Source organism: Exiguobacterium sp. SH4S7, from assembly GCF_004336795.1.
GTDB classification, from domain to species: domain Bacteria; phylum Bacillota; class Bacilli; order Exiguobacteriales; family Exiguobacteriaceae; genus Exiguobacterium; species Exiguobacterium aurantiacum_A.
Genome location: NZ_SJUT01000002.1, coordinates 28,709 through 45,374 on the forward strand (window position 1 = coordinate 28,709; position 16,666 = coordinate 45,374).

At 54.7% G+C, this 16,666-nt stretch carries 18 protein-coding genes; 1 reads left to right on the forward strand and 17 read right to left on the reverse strand.

Annotated features, from left to right (window positions below; translation table 11 throughout):
- Positions 1–17: 17 nt before the first annotated feature.
- The 8 genes from dinG to bshB1 all read right to left on the reverse strand — a co-directional run bounded on the left by dinG (position 18) and on the right by bshB1 (position 9,084).
- Entirely contained in the window at positions 18–2,885 is a 2,868-nt protein-coding gene (gene dinG, locus EVJ29_RS04240) for an ATP-dependent DNA helicase DinG (protein ID WP_236633387.1), read from the reverse strand.
- A gap of 59 nt (positions 2,886–2,944) precedes the next feature.
- On the reverse strand, positions 2,945–3,328 hold the full coding sequence (gene panD / locus EVJ29_RS04245) for an aspartate 1-decarboxylase (protein WP_070327414.1): 384 nt from the start codon (positions 3,326–3,328) through the stop codon (positions 2,945–2,947).
- A gap of 5 nt (positions 3,329–3,333) precedes the next feature.
- A complete protein-coding gene (gene panC, locus EVJ29_RS04250; RefSeq protein ID WP_131456109.1) occupies positions 3,334–4,164 on the reverse strand; it encodes a pantoate--beta-alanine ligase in 831 nt (276 codons plus the stop codon).
- Positions 4,161–4,997, reverse strand: a complete 837-nt coding sequence (gene panB, locus EVJ29_RS04255) for a 3-methyl-2-oxobutanoate hydroxymethyltransferase (protein WP_070327416.1) — start codon at positions 4,995–4,997, stop codon at positions 4,161–4,163. Before panB ends, panC begins: the two co-directional genes overlap by 4 nt.
- Positions 4,998–5,211: 214 nt before the next feature.
- A complete protein-coding gene (locus tag EVJ29_RS04260) occupies positions 5,212–6,174 on the reverse strand; it encodes a biotin--[acetyl-CoA-carboxylase] ligase (protein WP_131504752.1) in 963 nt (320 codons plus the stop codon).
- Positions 6,147–7,286, reverse strand: a complete 1,140-nt coding sequence (locus tag EVJ29_RS04265; RefSeq protein ID WP_070327418.1) for a CCA tRNA nucleotidyltransferase — start codon at positions 7,284–7,286, stop codon at positions 6,147–6,149. Before EVJ29_RS04265 ends, EVJ29_RS04260 begins: the two co-directional genes overlap by 28 nt.
- Positions 7,283–8,404, reverse strand: coding sequence for an N-acetyl-alpha-D-glucosaminyl L-malate synthase BshA (bshA, locus tag EVJ29_RS04270; protein WP_131489819.1), 1,122 nt, complete (start codon positions 8,402–8,404; stop codon positions 7,283–7,285). Before bshA ends, EVJ29_RS04265 begins: the two co-directional genes overlap by 4 nt.
- Positions 8,401–9,084 carry a bacillithiol biosynthesis deacetylase BshB1 gene (gene bshB1, locus EVJ29_RS04275; RefSeq protein ID WP_131465226.1) on the reverse strand — a complete coding sequence of 228 codons (684 nt, stop codon included), beginning with the start codon at positions 9,082–9,084 and terminating at the stop codon, positions 8,401–8,403. The genes bshA and bshB1 overlap by 4 nt, the downstream gene beginning before the upstream one ends.
- Positions 9,085–9,197: 113 nt before the next feature.
- On the opposite strand from bshB1, the gene EVJ29_RS04280 reads away from it, so the two are divergent.
- Positions 9,198–10,073, forward strand: coding sequence for a YitT family protein (locus EVJ29_RS04280; RefSeq protein ID WP_016509982.1), 876 nt, complete (start codon positions 9,198–9,200; stop codon positions 10,071–10,073).
- Positions 10,074–10,133: 60 nt separating this feature from the next.
- On the opposite strand, the gene EVJ29_RS04285 is transcribed toward EVJ29_RS04280, so the two are convergent.
- The 9 genes from EVJ29_RS04285 to EVJ29_RS04325 all read right to left on the reverse strand — a co-directional run bounded on the left by EVJ29_RS04285 (position 10,134) and on the right by EVJ29_RS04325 (position 16,643).
- Positions 10,134–10,598 (reverse strand): GreA/GreB family elongation factor, encoded by a 465-nt coding sequence (locus tag EVJ29_RS04285; RefSeq protein WP_131504753.1) that lies wholly within the window; start codon positions 10,596–10,598, stop codon positions 10,134–10,136.
- Positions 10,599–10,648: 50 nt separating this feature from the next.
- A complete protein-coding gene (locus EVJ29_RS04290; RefSeq protein ID WP_070327422.1) occupies positions 10,649–11,332 on the reverse strand; it encodes a zinc metallopeptidase in 684 nt (227 codons plus the stop codon).
- Positions 11,333–11,370: 38 nt separating this feature from the next.
- Positions 11,371–11,988: a DUF1405 domain-containing protein gene (locus EVJ29_RS04295; RefSeq protein WP_131489821.1), complete on the reverse strand. Its 618-nt coding sequence runs from the start codon at positions 11,986–11,988 to the stop codon at positions 11,371–11,373.
- A gap of 88 nt (positions 11,989–12,076) precedes the next feature.
- The gene (locus EVJ29_RS04300; RefSeq protein WP_070327424.1) at positions 12,077–12,871 is read right to left on the reverse strand and encodes a menaquinol-cytochrome c reductase cytochrome b/c subunit; all 795 of its coding nucleotides are present in this window, start codon (positions 12,869–12,871) and stop codon (positions 12,077–12,079) included.
- Positions 12,872–12,904: 33 nt separating this feature from the next.
- A complete protein-coding gene (qcrB, locus tag EVJ29_RS04305; protein ID WP_016509980.1) occupies positions 12,905–13,576 on the reverse strand; it encodes a menaquinol-cytochrome c reductase cytochrome b subunit in 672 nt (223 codons plus the stop codon).
- Positions 13,577–13,592: 16 nt separating this feature from the next.
- On the reverse strand, positions 13,593–14,096 hold the full coding sequence (locus EVJ29_RS04310) for a QcrA and Rieske domain-containing protein (protein ID WP_131465232.1): 504 nt from the start codon (positions 14,094–14,096) through the stop codon (positions 13,593–13,595).
- Positions 14,097–14,206: 110 nt separating this feature from the next.
- The gene (locus EVJ29_RS04315) at positions 14,207–14,647 is read right to left on the reverse strand and encodes a DUF2487 family protein (protein WP_236633388.1); all 441 of its coding nucleotides are present in this window, start codon (positions 14,645–14,647) and stop codon (positions 14,207–14,209) included.
- Positions 14,648–14,813: 166 nt separating this feature from the next.
- On the reverse strand, positions 14,814–15,347 hold the full coding sequence (locus EVJ29_RS04320) for a ReoY family proteolytic degradation factor (RefSeq protein WP_016509965.1): 534 nt from the start codon (positions 15,345–15,347) through the stop codon (positions 14,814–14,816).
- Positions 15,348–15,371: 24 nt separating this feature from the next.
- A complete protein-coding gene (locus tag EVJ29_RS04325) occupies positions 15,372–16,643 on the reverse strand; it encodes a tetratricopeptide repeat protein (protein ID WP_070327427.1) in 1,272 nt (423 codons plus the stop codon).
- Positions 16,644–16,666: the final 23 nt, after the last annotated feature.

The window sequence follows — 16,666 nt, forward strand, 5'->3', positions numbered from 1 at the left end:
TTTCACGCTGCCTAGCGTTATCTCTGATTTCCTAGAGTCGTCTCTTCTTTCTCATCTAAAAACAGTTCGAGCTCGGCCAGTGACGTCTCGAGCGATCCTTCGATCCGGTCGACAGCCGGTAGACTATTGAGAAACTGTTTCCCGTAACGCGTCGTCTCGACACGGCGGTCGAAGACGAAGATAGCGCCGTAATCCTCTTTCGAGCGAATGAGGCGACCGACGCCTTGTTTGAAGCGGATGACCGCTTGCGGAAGTGACAGTTCGAAAAACGACGACTTCCCGGTCGCTTCAATTTTTTCGGACCGCGCCTGAATGACCGGTTGGTCGGGTGGGGCGAACGGGAGACGCACGATGACGAGGCAGGTGAGCGCTTCGCCCGGGATATCGACCCCTTCCCAGAAGCTGGCCGTCCCGAACAAAATCGACTGATCGATTCGTTTGAACTGCTTCGTCAAACGGCTACGCGAGCCGCCGCTGACGCCTTGGGCAAGCAACGTATACGCGTCGTCTAGCTGATGTCTCACCGCCTCGTGCGTCAAACGTAACAGCTCGTTCGACGTGAACAAGACGAGCATGCGTCCTTTCGTCACGTTGGCAATCCGGGCAATCGAAGCGGCGATTTGATCGACGAAATGCGGTAACGGCACTTCGTTGATCAACGGGATGTCTGACGGGACGAACAATTTCGCCTGTTTCTTGAAGTCAAACGGCGAAGCGAGGACGACCCGTCTCACGTCCTGCCCGTCGAGACCGAGCCTGCGCTCGATAAAGCCGAAGCGACCGGACACGGTCATCGTCGCCGACGTCAAAATCGTCGGCCGTTTCGCAAACAAGCGCTCATGGAGCAACGGCCCGATTTCGACAGGTTGCGTATAGACCGAGGTCAATTTGCGGTTGGCCAAGTTCAACTCGACCCAACTGACAGCGTCGTCGTCGCGGGTGAGCATCGTTTCATACAGCACGCTCTCAATCTCCCGCACGTCACCGATGAACGCCTTCAAGTCACCGATCACGGCGCGTTGCTTGAACGTCATATGCTCTTTATGCTCATCGAGAAGACGAAGCATCTGCCGGAGCGACATCCGAAGCGTCCGTAAACGGTTCTCAAGCCGCTTCGCCACTTCACGGATCGGTCGGAACACGTCACCTTCCCGTTCGAAGCGAACGGTTTGCCGTTGATCTTTTTTCTTGCCGAGCGACTGGAGCGCCGTCAACAGGTCGTCTAGTTCGACATCGACTTGGGCTAACGCCTGGTCGGTCTCTTTACTGAACGCTTCCGTCTCTTCGGACACGGACGTCAAGTCGGCAAGTTGCAGCAACCGGGAATGGAACTTTCCGTCGGCCCCGTAGCCGAACCACTTGAATAAGCGATCGAACTGGATCGCGTCGAACGTGACGCCGAAATGATGCGAGGCGACCTCTTCGACTTGATGCGCCTCGTCCAAGATGAGCGGCGTGTCGGTCGGGAGAATCCCGGCCTGATGCTGCAGATCCGAGAAGAGCAACGCGTGATTCGTGACGATAATGTCCGCCTCTTTCGAACGCAGGACGGCCCGCGTGAAGAAGTCACGGCTATACCAAGGATCGAAGCGGCCGAAGTCCGTTGCCGCGTCGGCTTGAATGAGCCGTTTGAACGAAGCCGGTCCTTGTGTCGCCGCTCCAGGGAGTGACAACTCTTCCAAGTCCCCTGTCTCCGTCTCGGTCAACCAGACGAGCACCATCGCCTTGCACATCGCCGAGAGCATCCCGTCATTCGTCTCCTCGAGCACCATCTCAAACTTCCGGAGATCGATATAGTTGCGTCTTCCTTTCAAAAGCGTGAACTCGATTTCCGGGAAGATGGCTTTTAAGATCGGCAAGTCCCGGTTGAGCAGCTGTTCTTGTAATTGGATCGTATGCGTGCTGACGACGACCGGTCGTTTCGTCTCAAGGGCGTGATGCGCGCTCGGGATCAAGTAGGCTAACGTCTTGCCTGTGCCGGTCCCGGCCTCGATGAGAAGCGTCGCCTCATCGTCGAGCGCCTTATAGACGTGCCGCATCATCTCGAATTGACTTTGTCTCGGTTCGAATTGGTCGAACAGTGACGGAAGCGTCTCTTCGATCGTCCGATGAAGAAACGGTTCGAACGGTTCGCGCTCGACCGCCGGCTCAAACGAATCAGTCAGGCGACGGAGTGCGATTTTCCGGTGGATATCGTACGTCGTCTCGTCATCTGGCCGAATACCGATCTCGACGATGAGATCATCGAGCAACGGCTCGATGTTGCTCGTCCACGACTCGGACAGACGGCGCAACTGTTTTAGTGTCACGACCGGTAGCGTCCGCAGACGATTGAGTTGTTGAATAAACAACTCCGCGGTCGCCTCGGCGTCGCTGAGGGCGCGGTGCGCGTCCGTGTGCACCAAGTCGAACGTGTCGGCGAGCGACTCGAGCGCGTGGCTTTCAAGTGTCGGATACAAGATGCGCGCGAGTTCGACCGTATCGATGGCCCGCCCTTGGAAAGGTAAATATCCTGCCAGTTCTAAACTCTCATTTAAAAAATTCAAATCAAACGAAACGTTGTGGGCAACGAACACTCGCCCATCTAACATCTTCCAAATATCAGGGATAACGTCTTCAAACGTCGGCGCAGACGCCACATCCTGATCTGTTATCGTCGTCAACTGCGTGATAAAAGGAGGGATTGGACGACTCGGTCGAATCAACGTACTGTAGCGCTCAATCACTTCACTACCTTGTACGACCACCGCCGCGAATTCAATCAGTTCATCGCCGGATTTGACGGAATGACCGGTCGTCTCTAAATCCACTATCACATAAGTGTCCATAACATCCATCCCATCTTCGGCACGCTCGTGCTTTCTGTCTCTTTCTGTCTGTCTCATCTTACCATAGAACGATGCACGAAAAAACGGGGTTGCCTCTAAGGGCATCCCCGCTCTGTTCATAGAATCGTATGTGCGATTTCTTCGTACAACAGTTGATCGACTTCGTTGCGATCGTTCAACACCGCAACTTTCGGACGATGCGATCTCGCCTCTTCAGCCGTCATCTGACCGTAGGCCATGATGATGACGACATCGCCGACTTGGAAATGGCGGGCCGCTGCCCCGTTTAGGCAGATGACGCCTGAACCGCGCTCACCCTTGATGACGTATGTCTCAATGCGGGCGCCGTTATGGTTGTTCGTGATGTGGACGTGCTCATTTTCCATAATCCCGACCGCGTCCATCAAATCCTCATCGATCGTAATCGAGCCGACGTAGTGTAAATTCGCCTCGGTCACGGTCGCCTTGTGTAGCTTGGCGTGCATAAATGTTCGAATCATTTGATTCACCCTCTCTTCCAAATCGTATTATCAATCAAGCGGGCGCGTTCAAACTGCACCGCCACTGCAATCAACAGTTCTGTCGACGAGTCTGTCACGTGCGAAAGCGTCGGATAGTCGACCAGTTCGACATAGTCGATCGTACTGTTCGGGATGGCCGACAGCCGTTCGACGAGTCGTTCTTGTACCGACGTGATCGCGTCCCCTTCAGTCAACGCGTCACGCGCCTCGATGAGTGCTCGATTGATGTCGCTCGCGTCAATCCGTTCCGTTTCAGACAAGTAGACGTTACGCGACGACTTGGCGAGTCCCGAGTCCTCACGAATGATCGGACAGCGGATAATCTCGACCGGCACGAAATAGTCCCGGACGTATCCCTCGATCAGTGCGACTTGTTGGGCGTCCTTCAAGCCGAAGTAAGCACGCGTCGGCCGCACCAAGTTGAACAGTTTTGAGACGACCGTCAATACACCGTCAAAATGACCGGGCCGGCTGGCGCCGCATAAGACGTCGGCTCCGGTACGCACCGTCACGCGCGCCATATCGAGCGGATACATCGTCGCGGTATCCGGATAAAATAGTACGTCTACCCCCGCTTCTCGCGCCAACTGTTCGTCCCGTTCAAAATCTCTCGGATAACGATCGAGGTCTTCATTCGGCCCAAATTGGGTCGGATTGACGAAGATGCTCATGACGACGCGATCATTCTCGCGTTTGGCCGCCTCGACGAGACTCAAGTGTCCTTCATGCAGGTAACCCATCGTCGGCACAAAGCCGACGGTCAACCCGTCGGACAGAGTTTCACGTAACGACATCGGATCGGTGACGATCCTCATGCTTTGCCACCGTACAACGTGTCGAGCAGCGTCTCGTCCATCGTGAACGTGTGGCGTTCGAGCGGGAACGAGCCGTCTTTCGTCGCTTGGACGTAAGAGCCGATGGCACTCGTCGCGACCGCGTTCACGTCGGCGTACGCCTCGACAAATTTCGGGAGACGGTCGACGCCATACTTCAAGACGTCGTGATAGACGAGCACCTGCCCATCGACGTCGGCACCGGCACCAATCCCGATGACCGGGATGTGAAGCGCTTCGGCGATTTTTTTAGCGAGTTGATGCGGCACACACTCGAGAACGAGCATTTTCGCCCCGACCCGTTCGGCCTCGAGGCTGTCGTTGATCAGTTGCTCGGCATCCTCAAGCGACTTCCCTTGGACTTTATAGCCTTCGAGCACGCCGACCGATTGTGGCGTGAGCCCGAGATGGGCGACACACGGCATGCCGACTTTCGTCAATCGTTCGATCGTCTCGAGCACTTCGCCCGCCCCTTCAAGTTTGATGGCGTCGGCGTGTCCGTCTTGGAACAATGTCGCCGCCGCTTGAAGCGTTCGGTCGAAATCACCGTGATACGTCGCGAACGGCATATCGACGACGACGAACGTGTCCTTCGCCCCGCGGCGCACCGCTTTGGCATGGTGGACCATATCATGAATCGTCACCGGGATCGTCGAGTCGTAACCGAGCACGACCATTCCTAGTGAGTCTCCGACAAGAATGATGTCCACTCCCGCCGCTTCGGCCAGTTTCGCCGACGGATAATCGTAAGCGGTCAACATGACCAACTTCTCTTCTTGCTTCATTTTTTTCAATAATGAAGTCATCGTATGCATATGTTCTCCTCCTAAATGTGGAGACAGGAAAGGAAAAACGCCTTCTTACACGATTGGCAAGAAGGCGCACGAAAACGAACTCAAGGTTGAGTGTCCTTCTGTCCCTGTCAAAATGATCAAGGCAGACAATTAACTAAAACGACGGTCTGCAATTCCGGTACACTTCTTGCGATAGCGTCCGACACGTTCATTATAGACCACGAATACGTTTCCATCAATCATTCCAGACTGCGATTTCAGCGGAATAGATGGCTTCGATGGCACCATGACGCTCGAGCAGGAGCGCCCCCTGTTCTGAGATGCCGCGCATGATACCGCGTTTAGACTCCCCCGAGGCGGTCAACGTCACTTCTTCATTCAAATAAGCGGCGTTCTCTAGCCAGTTGTCGCGGACCGGGCCGAACCCGGATTCGAGCAACGCGTCATATTCGGTCTCGAGCTCGGCCAATAGATCGGCGAGCACTTCACTGCGTCGTAACGCGACGCCCGTCTCCAATTTGATCGACGTCGCCCGGTGAACCAAGTCAGTCGGGATCGACTCCGTATTGACGTTCAATCCGAAGCCGAGGATGACGGCTTGGATGCGGTCGCCTTCAGTTTGCATCTCGGTCAAAATCCCACCGATCTTCTTCCCGTTCACGAGCAGGTCGTTCGGCCATTTGATATATGCCGGGACGCCTTGTTGCCTTAGCGACCGGGCGAAAGCGCTCGCCGCCATGAGCGTCAGCTTCGACGCTTCCCGAATCGGCAGCTCCGGACGAAGGATGATACTAGCCGCGATATTGACGTGGCTCGGGTTGTGCCAACTGCGCCCAAGTTGGCCGCGCCCTGCCGTCTGTTCTTCGCTGATGACGAGCGTCCCCTCAAGCGCCCCTTTTTGGGCGAGTTCGTGGGCGATGCGCTGCGTCGTGTCGACTTGGTCGTAGGCGTAGACGTGTTGCCCGAACCGGCCGTGCCGGAACGAGACGAACGCCGGTTCATCGAGCCGGTCCGTCCGTCCGAACAGTTGATACCCTTTACGCGGGATCGTTTCGATGTCGTAACCGTCTTGTTTTAACGTCTCGATGTGTTTCCAAATGGCGGTACGTGAAATATTTAATTGGCGGGCCAATTCCTGTCCGCTCCACACCGCCCCGTCTTGGAGCAAGTTTAAGACCTTTCCTCTCGTTGAAGCCACATGACCGCCTCCTCTCGTAACGTTTGTTCCTCGTTAGCTAACTCGCCGAGGACGACGCGCCGTTCGAGGTCGGCGAGCAAGTGCTTGATCCGTGCGCCGCTCGCCCCGACCTGAAGCGCATCGCGACCGTCGAACCGGAGCTCCCGCCGTGACTGGATCGGGAGCACACGTTTCAAGGCGTCGGACGATTCCGTGCTCCCGGTCATCCGCAAATACGTCTCGAGCGTCGCTTGAGACGTCTCATATACGGTGAACGTATCGAGCCCGGAGTCGAACAGGTTGGCCAATACGCCCGCTTCCCGCTTCAAGGCGTTCGAACGCTTCCATGGCGAGAGCCAACGGATGTCTCCGGCGTGATAGACGAATAGCGCCCAGCCTCCGACCGCGTTGATTGGTGCCCGTCTGTCAGCGATAACACGATGGACGAGCTGTTTGGACACGTCCGGTAAGTACTGATGGATGCCGAGCTCGACGAGGTCGGTCAGCGCTCGGCGGTAAGCAGGTCCCGTCATCAACTTCTCGAACTCGATGGCGATGCGTTCCATCGCGATGTCTTGCAATTTGTGGCCGAGCGTCCTCGCCGCGTTCCGCACATCATCAGCGAGCGTGAAGTCGAGCTGGGACATGAACCGAAACGCGCGCATGATCCGGAGCGCGTCTTCCCCGAACCGTTCGTACGGGCTCCCGACGGTCCGGATAATCCGCGCCTCGAGGTCAAGCCGGCCGCCGAACAAGTCGACGACGTTGCCGTCATGGAACGCCATCGCGTTCATCGTGAAGTCGCGGCGCAACATGTCCTCTTCGAGCGTGACGCCGAGCGAGACGTGGTCGGGGCGTCGCGAGTCCGAATACGTCCCTTCCGAACGGAACGTCGTCACCTCGAACGGATGATGATCGAGGATGACCGTGACCGTCCCGTGATCGATTCCGGTCGGGACCGATTTCGGGAACAGTTTCATGACGTCTTCCGGGAACAACGACGTCGCGATATCGATGTCGTCGGGAAGCGTGCCGCGCACGTAGTCACGAACGGCACCGCCGACGATGTACGCCTCGCCCCCGTGGTCGTTGATTTTTTTTATGATTTGTTTCGCATACTCCCATTCTGTCATCGGCGCACCACCTGTTCGTATAGTCGTTCATATTGCGTGACGATGTCTTTAGACGCGAACTGTCTCGCTTTCACGAGACCGCCGGCACGCAGTTTCGCATGGAGCGCATCGTCGAGCAAGATCGCTTCGAGCGCGGTCGTGGCCGCTGTGACGTCGCCGCGCGCGACGACAAAACCGTCCACTCCGTCCGTGATCACTTCCGGCAAGCCCCCGGCATCGCTGACGACCGATGGGACGCCTGTCGCTAACGCCTCGAGAGCGACGAGACCGAACGCCTCTTTGTCCGACAACAGAAGATGGACGTCGCTGATCGACAACAACGCCGCGACTTGCTCTTGTTTCCCGGCGAAGATGACACTGTCTTCGAGCGCCATCTCGCTCACGAGTCGACGCATCGCCCCCATGAGCGGTCCGTCACCGACGAGGAGCAACTTCTTGCCCGGGACGCTCATCCGCTGGAACGCCTCGAGCACGAGGTCGATCCGCTTCACTTGTCGGAAGTTCGAGATATGGATGACGACGCGGTCGGCTGCTGACAAGCCGTAACGTTCACGGAGCGACGGCTCGGCTTGCGGCTGATAAACCGATTCGTCGATAAAGTTATGGATGACATCGATCTCAAGGCCTGCATCGATCCGCTCAAGCGTCTCGCGCTTCAAACTGTCGGACACGGCCGTGATCGCGTCCGACTGACGTAAACCGTACAGGATCGCCGGTTTCAACTCTTCATCTTCCCCGAGCACCGTAATATCGGTGCCGTGGAGCGTCGAGACGATCGGCGTCTTACTCTCGGCCATCTCGCGTCCGAGCGCGGCACAAACCGCATGGGGCACCGCATAGTGCGCGTGGATGACGTCGAGGCCGAACGCACGGATGACGCTCGCGATCTTCGAGGCGAGCGTGATATCGTACGGAGGATAGCGGAACACCGAGTACTGGTTGATCTCGACTTGGTGGAACGTGATGTTCGGATGATACGCATTCAACCGGAACGGGATGCTCGACGTGATGAAATGGACGTCGTGCCCCCGGTCGGCGAGTTTCATCCCGAGCTCGGTCGCGAGGATGCCTGAACCTCCGACCGACGGATAACAGAGGACTCCGATACGTAGCTTCATGCGAGCTCACCCGCCTGCGTGACGACGTATGGTTTGACGGTCATGAGCCCTTCGGCGTAGTCCGTGCCGATCAAGCTACCGAAGTGACGGTCGCGCGCGACGACGCGGTCGACGTACGCATCGGTCAATGGTGTGTCGACGCCGTCAACTGGTGTGAATTGACTTGCGTATGACGTCAACGCGTCCACTTTTTTATCGAGCGTCGCCGTGATGTCGATGCAGACGTCCGGTCGCACGTGGGCGTTGATCATGTATTGATAGACGCTGTCCGGACGGTAAGCCGGGACGTCGGACATATATTTGCGAATCCCGGCGTTGAACAGCGCCTCTTCGACGAGACGGGCGCACGCCCCGTGGTCGGGATGGCGGTCGACGCCGTACGGATAGAGCAGATGCGTCGGTCGCTCGGTCCGGATCAAGCGGACGAGCGTTTCAATTTGGTCGGCTGTCCCGAGCAGGCCACGGTCAGGGAAACCGAGATTGATGCGACGGACGCCGAGAATTCTATCGGCTGTTGCCGCTTCCTGTGCCCGCGTGACGACATCGCCGTTCGACGACAGTTCGGCCCGCGTCAAATCGACGTACAGGACTGGGATGCGATCACCCGTCCACTGGGCCGTCATGCCGGCGATGCCGATTTCGATATCGTCCGGATGGGCCCCGATTGCTACTATTTTCATAAAAAATCACCTCTTCTGTGAAAAGTATATCGGACTCACTGTCGAATGTCATATGTTCAGGGTAGGCAATCCACAGGTTTTTCGAGTACGCTTATGGATGGGAGGTGAACCACATGACGGTACAATTACCGATTCGGTTTCGCAATATATTCTTTATTCTCATCGGTTCATTCATTTTTGCATTCGGCGTGTTTCATTTTAACGTCCAAAACAACTTGGCCGAAGGCGGTTTCACCGGGATCACGTTGATTCTGCGCGGCTTGTTCGGTTGGTCGCCATCGATCACGAACTTGGCGCTCAATCTGCCGCTCTTCTTCGTCAGCTACAAGCTGCTCGGGCGGACGACGTTCATCTATACGCTCGTCGGGACGTTCAGCTTTTCGCTCTGGTATGGGCTGATCGCTAAGTACTCGAACCTCGTCATCGATTTGACCGATGACATGGTGCTCGCGAGTTTATTCGCCGGTCTGTTCATCGGCGTCGGTCTCGGCATCATTTTCAACAACGGCGGGACGACCGGGGGCATCGATATTATCGCTCGCCTCGTCCAACGTTACGTCGGTTGGTCGATCGGCAAGACGTTCCTCGTGTTCGACTTTTTCGTCATCGTCCTCAGTTTGACGTATCTCGACATCCGCGAGGCGATGTATACGCTCCTTGCCGTCTATATCGGCGCCCGCGTCATCGATTCGATGCAGGAAGGCACATATGCCGGTAAGGCCGCGATGATTATCAGCGACCACCGGACCGCCATCGCCGACGGCATCCACGCGACGATGAACCGCGGGACGACCCGTCTGCTCGCGAAAGGCGGCTATTCGAATAAAGAGCTCGAAGTGATTTACGTCGTCGTCGGACGCAACGAGGTCAACCGCCTCAAGACGATCGTCAAACAGATTGACCCGCACGCTTTCGTCACGTTCCATCACGTATACGAAGTCGGCGGCGAAGGGTTCACGTTCGACGAGAATCGCGTACCGCTCAAATAAAAAAGACGAACACATCCCTAATTTGGAGATGTGTTCGTCTTTTTTGTGCGGACGCCCTCTCTATCGTTCGATCCGTTTAATTTCAAAGTAAAGGGCACCGCCCGGCGAATCGATACTAGCCGTCTCCCCGACTCGTTTTCCGAGCAAGCCGCTTCCGAGCGGGGACGAGACCGAGATCGTCCCGTTCGCCAAATCAGCCTCGAGCTCACCGACGATCCGATACGTCTCGTCCTCACCGTCCGGCAGTTCCCTGATCCATACCTCCACTCCGAAACCGACGCGATCCGTTGGCGCATCATCCTCGATCATCGCGTCGGCAAGCACGCGCTCGAGTTCAACAATTTTCGCCTCGATGCGCTCCTGTTCCCGGATCGCCTCAAAGTACGTCACGTCTTCTCTAAAGTCACAAAATTTGCGCGCCGTCTTCACTCGTTCGAGCGCCTCGCTCCGACCGCTTCCGCGGAGCGACTCGAGCTGTTCGATGAGACGAAGACGGCCTGACTTCGTCAACTGTGGTTTTGCCATACAATTCCCCTCCTCATACAAAAAAATCCCGTCAGTCGACGGGATCGATTCTATTCATCGCGTGGCATAAAGACGATCAGTGCGAGACGGATCAGTTCGGCAACCGCGACAAGTGTCGCTGCGACATAAGTCCAAGCAGCCGCGTTCAACACTTTACGGGCACCTGACTCTTCCGTCGCGGTCACGATCCCGTGGCTCGTCAGTTCGGCCATGGCGCGTTTCGAGGCGTCAAATTCGACCGGGAGCGTGACGAGTTGGAACAAGACCGCCCCGAGCATCATGACGACACCGAGCTGGGCAAGTCCCATCGCACCTAAGAGGAAACCTCCTATGAGCAGCGGGAACGACAAGTTTGACGTGATGTTCACGACCGGCACGAGCCGATGGCGGACACGCATCATCTTATAGTCCGTCGCGTCTTGGACGACGTGACCGATCTCATGGGCCGCGATCGCTGCCGACGAGATCGTTGATCCTTGATACACTTCGCGCGACAAGCGGACGACTTTATGCGTCGGGTCGTAATGGTCACTCATCAAACCGTCGACCATCTCGATGCGGACATCGTGCACACCGTTTTGTTTCATGATGAAGTCAGCGACTTGAGCGCCGGTGACACCGCTTTGAAGTGGTTGTTGTAAAAACTTTTTGTACGTACTTTTCACTCGCATCTGGGCCCATAACGGGATGAGCATGATCAGCGCGAGATAGAAAATATAGCCACCTAATGACATTTTCTATATCACCTCTGCGTATATTTGATATCTCGATTTTACATTCTTATGAACTTATTATCAAGCGAAGCGCGCAGGATGAGTCGGTATCCCACAAAAAAACATATTCCCGTCAACCAGAACGACCCGTAGCCGATCCACATAATATGCTCGGCAAGCGACGGATAACGCGGCCATTGTCCGAGCACGTAGTCGACGACGTCGTTATGGATGACCCAGATGAGCGTCAAGACGAACGACGACACGGTCCAACGCATGAACGGGGCGTATAGAAACGCCTGGACCGCCATCGCACCGTGAGACAGCATGAGCATGACGGCCATGAGCACGATGAACGTATCCGCGTCGTCTCCTAGCTTCATGAGGAACATGACGTTCATGACGACGGCCCAGACCCCGTATTTGACGAGTGTGATGAAGGCGAGTGTCTCGATGAGCGGTGAGCTTTTCTTGAGCAGCCACAGCGCCAGGACGATTGTGAAAAATAGTGACGCCGTCGGGCTGTCCGGTACGAACGGCCAATAGATGAGCGGCGTGTCGCGAAGCTGTGGTTCATACCAGACGTATCCGTAAATCGTGCCGAGCAGATTGACGATGAAGAGGAATGTTAAAACGGCTTTATGTTTTAGAAAGGGAAGCCACATCGTATAGTTCATGAAATCATTCCGTCCTTTTTTTCTTTATTGTAGCTTGCGTGACCGATAAGTAAAAGAGTGTAGCCCATAGGGGACTACACTCGATTGCTTACTGGTTATTTTCGCCGCCTTCACCGTATGAGGCGAGGAACTCGGACATGGCTTGGAGGTCTTCATCCGAACCGTCCCACTGACCGGCCGGCATCGTGCCGACACCGTTGACCGCGATCTCCGCGATCTCTTCAGCCGTGTAGGCCGTTCCGATGAGTCCTGGAGCTGCCGCCCCGCCCTCGAGGTTTTGACCGTGACAGTTAACACAAGACTGGGCTGCATAAATCTCATAGCCAGGTGCGGCTGTGTCGATTTCCGGACCTTCACCCGGTACGACTAAGATTCCTTGCTCATGAACTTGATCCCAATGCGTCGTTTGAACAGATTCCCACGTCAAGTACATGATCGAGAGAATCCCGAGCAGCATGAAGCTGATCGCGACCGGTCGTTTGGCCGGCCTGCGCTCGATTCCTTGGTCGAGCCACGGTGCGATCAAGAGCGCCGTGAACGCGACCCCAGGCAAGATGACCGTTCCAAGAAGGATCCAGTCCCCCGCCGCGAATTGATACTTGAGCAATTGATACAAGAACAAGAAATACCAGTCCGGTAACGGAATGTATGACGTGTTCGTTGGATCGGCGATGTTTTGGAGCGGTGCTGCCTCGACGATCGTCAAGGCGATGAATCCGATCAAGAAGACCGAACCGACCATCCACTCTTTAAGCAAGAAGTTCGGCCAGAACGCTTCTGTGCGTCCTGGATATTCAGAATAGTCTTTTGCAATATTTTGTTTCCGATTCCCGATTCCTACTCGAGAGTCGGTTACAAATTTCATCCCTTTACCGCGATGCATATCGTTTCTCCTCCTTTTTGTCTTCGAATCGGCTTATAGCGGTCCAGATATTCCTTGTTTACGAATCATCAGGAAGTGGGCTCCGAGGAGTCCGAACAAGGCCGCCGGTAAGAAGAAGACGTGAATGGCGAAGAAGTTCGTGAGCGTCCGTGCCCCGACGATCTCACCACCGGCGAGAAGGGTCTTGGCGATTCCACCAATGACAGGAACACTTTCGGCAATTTGAAGCGTAACTTTCGTTGCGAACAACGCTTTCATATCCCAAGGTAACAAGTAACCTGTAAGACCGAGCGCCAAGACGACGAAGAACAAGAGGACTCCGACGACCCAGTTGAGTTCGCGTGGTTTCTTATACGATCCGGTGAAGAACACACGGAGCGTGTGTAAGAACAACATGACGATCGCGACCGATGCGCCCCAATGGTGCATCCCACGAACGATTTGTCCGTGTGCGATTTCGTTCTGTAAGTAATACACCGATGCGTGGGCATTGATGATATCTGGAACGTAGTACATCGTCAAGAACATCCCTGACAGAATTTGAATCACGACCGTGAAAAATGTCAGACCGCCGAAGCAATAAACAAATGCTGAAAAGTGATGGGCAGGGTTGACGTGTTCCGGTACTTCATGGTCAGCGATGTCGCGCCATAACGGCGTGATGTCGACGCGTTCATCGACCCAATCATAAATTTTTTGTAACATCGACTATTTCCCCCTCTCACAACTGTGCGACTGGACTGCCCAAGTATAGGAAGCCGTCTTTTTCTTCTTTTTCATAGCGTGCCAGCGGTGATGTCGGAGGTGTACCCGGAATGTTCGTTCCGTCTTTTTCGTAACGCCCGAAGTGACACGGACAGAAAAATTCTGACGGTCTTGTCGGATCTCCACCATAACCTACTTGACAGCCAAGATGCGTACAGATAGGAGAGAGTGCGATTACTTCACCGTTCTCGTCTTTGAACACCCATGCTGAAAGTGTTTCTTCAAATTCATACCAAGCGTCTTGCGTTTGTTTTTTAAAGTCGACACGTTGCGGCTCAGTCGTGATGTCGTCAAGACTCATGACCTTCACTTTGTCGCCCGCACCCGATTTTTTCAAGACCGGATCGATCGCAAAGTTGACCATCGGACTGATCAATGTTGCCGCCATAAAGCCACCTACACCAGTTAACGTATACGTTAAGAACTGACGGCGCGTGACTTTTGACCCATTTTGAGCCATTTGGTTCCCCCCTCATTCGTGTGCATAACCCCATAATTCTTTATGCATTCTTCACAAAAATTTCTCACTCACCAAAATAGTATATCAATAAAACCTCTACGTCAACCGCTTCATGTCGCCATCCAACGGCCCGAAAGCTCTGTAATGACTTGCGTCGCAAAATTTTGGACCATCGTGTGCGACTGCTCCCCCGACATGCCTTTCAAGGCAAGCGGCGGAACGAATATGACCGGTAACTCGAACGCTTTGAAGCGAACGTCTGAAGAGATGAACAACACGTGGGCAAACCCGGCCGTCGTTGCTTTTGTCATGACTGCGCATGCAAATTCGTACCCGGCCTCGACATCGAGATAGCTAAGCGTCGGATTCAGCATCGTCCGTCCAGACAGCTGTCGTTCGGTTTCAAGCGCCACCGCTTGGACGACCTCGTAGCTTTCGGCTTTACGCACCATCTCCTCATCAAACGCCAGTTCGACGAGTGGGACGATGAGCGTATCGACGTATTGGCGTTCGGTCAGCGATTTCAACGCATCCATGCCATCGAACCTCATCTTCCTCCTCCTCTCTTTAGAAGACATACATCATCATGTCCATTGTAGCGTACCTACATTCGCTTCCTCTCGAAAGTTATGAACGAAATGTGAAATTATTGTGTATTCCTACGTCATTAATATACCAAAAAACAAGCGCTTTCCATAACGGAAGCGCTTGTTTTTCCTAAAATAATTTCGATGCTCTCACTTGATGAAGTTTGCTCGTCAAATTACGAAACAGCTTCTCGTCCCGGCGATCAAGCGCCTCGTCGATCTCGACGAGCAGACGCTCTTCCTCGAACTGGGCGACCGATGCTCGAATGACCGTCTGGGCCGAGTTCGTCACTTCGTCTTTAATCTCGGCGACAGGCTCAAACGGATTGAGCTCGACGATGTCGATCCAACTCTCATCAATCATCATCCCTTGAAAGTTTAGTTCGACATAAATCGTCCCGTCGTGGAGCCGAATGTCATGGTACGCCTTTTCCGGATTGACCGTGATGAGGTCACCTCGTCGGTAACGGAACGGTTCCCCTTCGAAGCCGTACGCCGTCATGACGAGGCTGCGCGGTGAAACCGAGGCGTTCGTCACGAAATGAACGTTCCCAAGTTTTTCAGGATGTCTAAGCCAATAATCAATGATCCATTTGGCCTCTCGCTTACGAAGCGTATGATGAGCGAGGAATCGCTTTAAAAAATTCTTTTTCCGCTCGACCATATGACCCCATCTCCTTTATATTGATTAATCGCGATCCGTCAACAAGTCGATCCGCTCTTCGAGAATTTGGCGGTCGATCATATCCACGGTGAGCGCAAGCGTTTGCTCGAGCACACGCTGCGCCTTGTCACGCTGTCCTTCTTCTACCAATAGTGTAGCCCATTCAGTCGAAAATGACACGTCCTCTTTATAAACTTGTTCGATCGATGTGTATAGATTGACGGCCTGCTCATAGTCCTCGAGTTCATAGGCGGCTTTCGCCTTGTACCACGTCATGAGCGTCGACGTCGAGTGCTCCTCGAGCGCATCGATCGTCTCGAGCACGGCTTCCATGTCTCCCGCTTCGAACAAGATTGACAACAGCAGTTCGGTCGCTTGAAGCGATTCCGGGTTCAAGGCGAGCGCTTCGCGGAGTTCATTGACCGCTTCGTCTGTGCGCCCTTGCTTCAAGAACAGCTTCGCTTTGACAGTGCGCAGCTCATCGTTATAGTCGTCACGGTCGATCCCTTGATCGATCACTTCGAGCGCTTCATCGATGCGACCGAGTTCCTCGAGTGCTTCCGTATACGGCAAGTAAAGCGATGTAAAGTCAGGGTCCATCAAGCGGAGCTCTTCGAACTGTTTGATGGCGACCTCATCACGTCCGATGCGGTGGGCCGTCATCGCATGTCCGAACACGGTGTTCAGATTGCGGTTCTCTGTCTTCTCGAATTCATCGAGCGCTTCTTCAAACGAGCCGATCATCGTCAGTGCTTCAGCGTAATCGGCTTGATAATCGAGTTCTTCGGGTAATCGCAAGTGCGGTAAGCGAGCATAGAGCGGTACCGCCTGTTCAAACGAACCGATCGAGGCGTATAGTTCGGCCAGCCCATAGACGAGCAGCGGCTCGTCCGGATTCGCCTGTAACGCTTCCATCAATTTCTTGACCGCGACTTCGTCAAGTCCTTGCGATTGATACAAATCAGCTAATAAGACGAGACTTCTCATGTGCGCCTCTTTGTCGCTCGCATCGATCGTTTCAAGGACGGCGATCGCTTCTTCTTCCCGGTCGCTGTCGAGATACGCTTCAGCGAGCGACAGCGCCACGTGCGGGTTGCCCGCGTAGTCGACATACAGTGCTGCTAGTAAATTCACAGCCCGGTCGGCGAGGCCCAGTTCGAGATATAGGTCGGCAATCGCCAACCGATCTTCGTCCGAACCTTCTGTCTCAAGCGCTTCAAGGTGCGCCAAGGCGTGCTCGGTCTCACCTTTTTCGAGCATCTCGATTATATGGTTTAATACTGATTCGTCTAACATAATTAATTTCCTCCTACCACTTT